Raw genomic sequence first — 2,973 nt, forward strand, 5'->3', positions numbered from 1 at the left:
CGCAGGATCGCGGCGCGGTTGCTCACCGCGTCGCGCCGCCGGGGCGCGGTGGTGTTCTCCGCGGCCGCGGTGGCGTTCTCCGGGGGCGCGGTCTCGCGCGTCGTCTGCCGGGTCACGCCCTCATCGTAGGGCCACGGCGGGCCGCCACGCACCAAGCGGAACATCTGCTCCGCTCCGGGTACAGTGGGGACGAGTCAATCCGGAGCGCACGCTCCGCGCGGTGGTAGCCGGAAAGGTGGAAGCTCGTGACCCCTGTCCTGTCCGTCCTCGACCTCGCCATGGTCGGCAAGAACGAGACGAACCGCGAAGCCCTGGACGCCGCCGTCGTGCAGGCCCAGCGCGCCGAGCAGCTCGGCTACCACCGCGTCTGGTACGCCGAGCACCACAACATGAAGGCCATCGCCTCCTCGGCCACCAGCGTGCTCATCGCACACGTCGCCGCGCACACCCGCAGCATCCGGCTCGGCGCGGGCGGGGTGATGCTGCCCAACCACGCGCCGCTGACGATCGCCGAACAGTTCGGCACCCTGGCCACGCTGCACCCGGGCCGCATCGACCTCGGCCTCGGCCGTGCCCCCGGCACCGACCAGAACACCCTGCGTGCCCTGCGCCGGGACGCCAACTCGGCGGACTCGTTCCCGCAGGACGTGCAGGAGCTGCAGGCGTTCCTCGGCGAGCGCAGCGCCATCACCGGGGTGGACGCCGTTCCCGGCAAGGGCACGAACGTTCCGCTGTACATCCTCGGCTCGTCGCTGTTCGGCGCCCAGCTCGCCGCGATGCTCGGCCTGCCGTACGCGTTCGCCTCGCACTTCTCCCCGGACGCGCTGGAGCAGGCCGTGTCGGTCTACCGGGAGAAGTTCCAGCCGTCCGACCAGCTCGCCGAGCCGCACGTGATCGCCGGGGTGAACGTGCTGGCCGCCGAGTCCGAGGAGGAGGCGCAGGAACAGTTCACCGTGGTCAAGCGGCAGCGGGTGCGGCTGCTGGTCGGCCGGGGACGCAACTTCACCGACGCCGAGGCCGACGCGATCCTGGACTCCCCGCAGGGCGGCCAGCTCAGGAACATGGTCCGCTACAGTGCCGTCGGCACGGCCGAGCAGACCAAGCACTACCTCGACGAGTTCGCTGAACACGCCGATGCCGACGAGCTGATCACCGCCCACCAGGGGCCGACGCCGAAGGACCGTATCCGTTCGATGGAGCTGCTGGCCGAGGCCTCCGGCCTCACCGGGTGAGCCCCGCGAGGTCGCCGACCTCCCCGACCCGGCCCCGCCACGTCGTCCGGGGTGGCATGATGCGCTCCGTCGTACCGTCGCGACCGGGGGAGAAACGGGCGCGGGTGATCGACCGACTCGTCTCACGGGTGCCCGCGGGCGGTGGTCCGCGGGGTTGACGTCACGGGGGTGACATGACCGGGGAGCCCGGAGAACAGGATGACGACATGGCGACGCACGAGGAGACGCTGGCGCAGCTGTATCAGGGTGTGGAGCAGTGCACGAACATCCACAACGCGGTCCAGCACGCCCTGTCGATGGCGGGCGGGCTCTCCGACCTGCTGCGGAACAGCCTCGGCGGCACCGCGGCCCACGACGAGGTCAGCGGCTACTGCGAGAGCGTGCTGACCCGGCTCGAACTGTCCGCCCAGTCGGTCGAACAGACCAGGCACGCCCTCGACACGCTCATGGTGCGCTTCGAGGGCATGGCGTAGTCGCCGGGCGCGCACGGAAAATGCCGTGCCCGGCGCGAGGGTGGCGGCGCACCATGGGCCGATGCTGGACGCACACTTTCCCGTGTTCGGGCTGCGCCTACGCACCCCGCGGCTGGAGCTGCGTCTGCCCGGGGGCGAGGAGCTCGCGGCGCTGGCCGACCTGGCCGTCGACGGCGTCCACCCACCCGAGGTGATGCCGTTCCTGTACCCGTGGACGGACCGTCCGCCCGTCGAGCGGGCGCGGGGGCTCGTGCAGCACCACTGGAGCACGCTGGGCGCATGGGAGCCGGGGGACTGGACGTTGAATCTCGTCGTGTTGCACGGTGGTGCGGTCGTGGGCACCCAGGGGCTCAGCGGCCGGGACTTCGCCGTCACCCGCGTGGTCGGCAGTGCCTCATGGCTCGGGCGGCGGCACCAGAGGCGTGGGCTCGGCACCGAGATGCGGGCGGCGGTGCTGCACCTCGCCTTCGCCGGGCTGGGCGCGGAGGAGGCCGTCAGCGGTGCCTTCCTCGACAACGCCGTCTCCTTGGCGGTGTCCCACAAGCTCGGTTACCGGGCGGACGGGCTCGCCCGGCACGCCGTGCGCGGGGAGGCCGCCGTCGAGCAACGGCTGCGGCTGAGCCGCGCCGACTGGCGCCGGCACCGCACGGTGGATGTGGAGATCGAAGGGCTCGACGAGGCGTGCCGGGCGCAGTTCGGCGTCGGGTCCTGAGCCGCCCCGGTTGCCGGACGCGCCGGGTGGGTACCGGACGATGGGTGGAACGCCCACAGCCGATGCGAGCAGGAGGACGACGACGGTGACCTACCACGCGGCGGTGCGGACGGTGGCTCCGGACGGTTCCGACGACGTCCGGGAGGTTCCGGTCGCGGGGGCCGACGACGTCGACGAGCTGCTCTCGCTGCTGTCCGGCGAGGAGGTGTACACCGCGACGCTGCACGAGGGGGAGGACGACCCGGCGCTCGACGTGCAGATCCACGAGAGCTGGGGTTACCTGCTCTACTCCGGCGACGAACTGCTCGCCTACAGCGTCGGGGACCCGGAGTCGCCCGCGCTGTCCGACGTCTCCGAGGCCCAGTTCCCCAAGGGCAGCGGAGTGCCGCTGGAGACGCTGCGCACGGCGCTGGTCGAGTTCGTCACCAGCGGCGGCGGCGCCCCCGGATCGGTGGGCTGGCAGGACGCCCTGACCGCGCACGAGGGCTGACCGCACGCGCAGGACGGACCGCACGCGCAGGACGGACCGCACGCGCAGGACGGACCGCGTCACGAC

The 2,973-nt window shown here is 72.3% G+C and carries 4 protein-coding genes; all 4 read left to right on the top strand.

What is annotated here, in order from left to right:
- Positions 1–245 precede the first annotated feature (245 nt).
- The 4 genes from SACHA_RS0100215 (at position 246) to SACHA_RS0100230 (ending at position 2,907) form a co-directional block, all read left to right on the top strand.
- Positions 246–1,232 carry an LLM class flavin-dependent oxidoreductase gene (locus SACHA_RS0100215; protein WP_019806237.1) on the top strand — a complete coding sequence of 329 codons (987 nt, stop codon included), beginning with the start codon at positions 246–248 and terminating at the stop codon, positions 1,230–1,232.
- A gap of 206 nt (positions 1,233–1,438) precedes the next feature.
- Complete coding sequence (locus SACHA_RS0100220) at positions 1,439–1,705, top strand: hypothetical protein (protein WP_028662743.1); 267 nt, start codon at positions 1,439–1,441, stop codon at positions 1,703–1,705.
- 61 nt (positions 1,706–1,766) lie between these two features.
- Positions 1,767–2,417: a GNAT family N-acetyltransferase gene (locus SACHA_RS0100225; protein ID WP_019806239.1), complete on the top strand. Its 651-nt coding sequence runs from the start codon at positions 1,767–1,769 to the stop codon at positions 2,415–2,417.
- A gap of 85 nt (positions 2,418–2,502) precedes the next feature.
- Complete coding sequence (locus SACHA_RS0100230; RefSeq protein WP_019806241.1) at positions 2,503–2,907, top strand: Imm1 family immunity protein; 405 nt, start codon at positions 2,503–2,505, stop codon at positions 2,905–2,907.
- Positions 2,908–2,973 lie beyond the last annotated feature (66 nt).

The sequence above is a fragment of the Saccharomonospora halophila 8 genome, from assembly GCF_000383775.1.
Lineage (GTDB): Bacteria > Actinomycetota > Actinomycetes > Mycobacteriales > Pseudonocardiaceae > Saccharomonospora > Saccharomonospora halophila.

Bases quoted from the DNA above. Each gene is read 5' to 3' on its own strand.
- SACHA_RS0100220 (WP_028662743.1), top strand. From the start codon at position 1,439: ATGGCGACGCACGAGGAGACGCTGGCGCAGCTGTATCAGGGTGTGGAG.
- SACHA_RS0100225 (WP_019806239.1), top strand. From the start codon at position 1,767: ATGCTGGACGCACACTTTCCCGTGTTCGGGCTGCGCCTACGCACCCCG.